Annotated in this window: 1 protein-coding gene; it reads right to left on the bottom strand. The window is 53.8% G+C overall.

From position 1 onward, the window contains the following. The coding region (locus tag H8S65_RS20760; protein ID WP_186931707.1) for a peptidase domain-containing ABC transporter at positions 1-1,951 on the bottom strand (1,951 nt) is incomplete at both ends.

Raw genomic sequence — 1,951 nt, 5'->3', positions numbered from 1 at the left:
TGGTTCTTCACTAATTTGTAATATATTCCGCGTTTCGCCGTCAGCCCTTCGTGCGTCCCCTCTTCGGCTACCCGGCCTTTGTCTAAGACGACGATGTTGTCCGCATCCCTGACCGTGCTCAACCGGTGCGCCACTACGACCACCGTGCGGCCCCGGTAAAACCGGTGCAAGTGCTCCATGATCTCTTTCTCGTTGTTGGCGTCCAGGGCATTCGTCGCTTCGTCTAAGAAGATAAACTCCGGATCCTTGTACACCGCACGGGCGATCAGGATACGCTGCCGCTGCCCCTGGCTCACGCCGTTTCCTTCCATGCCGATCTTCGTGTTGTAGCCCAACGGCAACGAGTCGATGAACTCCCGGATATTCGCCACCGTAACGGCGTGCAGCAGCCGCTCCTTGTCGATCGATTCAGCCCCCACCGCTATGTTACGCGCGATCGTGTCAGAGAAGATGAAACCGTCCTGCATCACACACCCCGTATGCGCACGCCACACATGCGGGTTCATATCCTTCAGCAAGACGTTCCCCACACGGATCGCCCCCTTGTTCGGCTCATAGAAACCAAGCAGCAACTTGACAAGCGTCGTCTTCCCGCTGCCGCTCGCCCCTACGATCGCCGTCACCTTATGTTCCGGGATCGCGAGGCTGACATGTTCCAGCACATAGTCACGGTCAGCCCCGTCATAGCTGAAGCACACATCTTCGACCCGGAGCGTCCGCTCTTCCGGGATCCGGTTCGTTTTCAAGGCAAGCGTCTGTTCCTCATCCTCCTTCTGATGGATCTCGCCGAGCCGCTCCAGGCTGATCTTCGCATCCTGGAACGAACGCGCGAAGCCGATGAACTGCTCGATCGGAGCCGTCAACTGCCCTACGATATAGGTCAGCGACATCATCATACCCAACGTCATTTCACCCGAAACAACAGCCCGCGCCGCCAAAAAGGAGATCAGGATATTGGTGGTCTGGTTAAAAAACACCGATCCGAGCTGTTGATATTGTTGCAGGGCCAAGCCCTTGATGCTTATCTTGAACAGTTTCACCTGGATGCGCTCCCATTCCCACCGTTTCTCCGTCTCGCAGTTGTTCAGCTTGATCTCCTGCATGCCGGTCACCAACTGGAAAAGGTTGCTCTGTTCGCCCGCAGCCTGCGCGAACCGCTTGATGTCCAGTTCGCGCCGGTACTTCATAAAGGCCAATATCCACGCGACATACAACCCGTTGCCAACCAGGAACAACCCCAATATCGTCAGGTCATAATAAGCCAATACGAACCCGAACACGACAAAATTGACAAACGAAAAAAGCGTCGAGATGGATGAACCCGTCATGAACGTCTCGATACGGTTATGGTCGCCGATGCGCTGCATGATGTCCCCCACCATCTTCGTATCGAAGAAATGCAAGGGCAACCGCATCAGCTTGGCAAGAAAATCGGAGATCAGCGCGATATTGATCCGGGTGTTGACATGCAGCAGGATCCAGCTACGGATAAAATCAACAGAGAGTTTAGCCACGAAGATCACCAACTGCGCTATCAATATCAAGGTAATAAAACTCAAATTACCGTCCCGGATACCCGTATCCACCATGCTCTGCGTCAGGAACGGCAGGATCAGTTGCAGGATGCTCGCCGTGAGCATCCCCAATACCAACTGGAACAGTTCACGCCGGTAAGGAGTCAGATAACGGAAGAAAAAAGACAAGCCTTTCCCTGTCCGTGTATCCTCCTCCTCGCGATCGTAAAAGTCAGGTCCCGGCTCGAAGAGCAATGCTGCTCCCGTATCTTTTCCTTCCACAACGGTGCTGCACCAGCAACGCGCCAGTTCGGATTCTTCATAGACTAATTTTTGGGTAGCCGGATCGGCGATATAATATTTTCCGTTCTTTACCTTATATAATACGACGAAATGGTTCTGGTTCCAGTGCAAAACGCAAGGCAAGGGCACTTCTG

It is taken from the genome of Parabacteroides hominis, from assembly GCF_014287585.1.
Taxonomy (GTDB): Bacteria; Bacteroidota; Bacteroidia; order Bacteroidales; family Tannerellaceae; genus Parabacteroides; species Parabacteroides hominis.
Note: the sequence above shows the minus strand (reverse complement) of the source record. Positions and strands in the feature narration are given on the sequence as shown.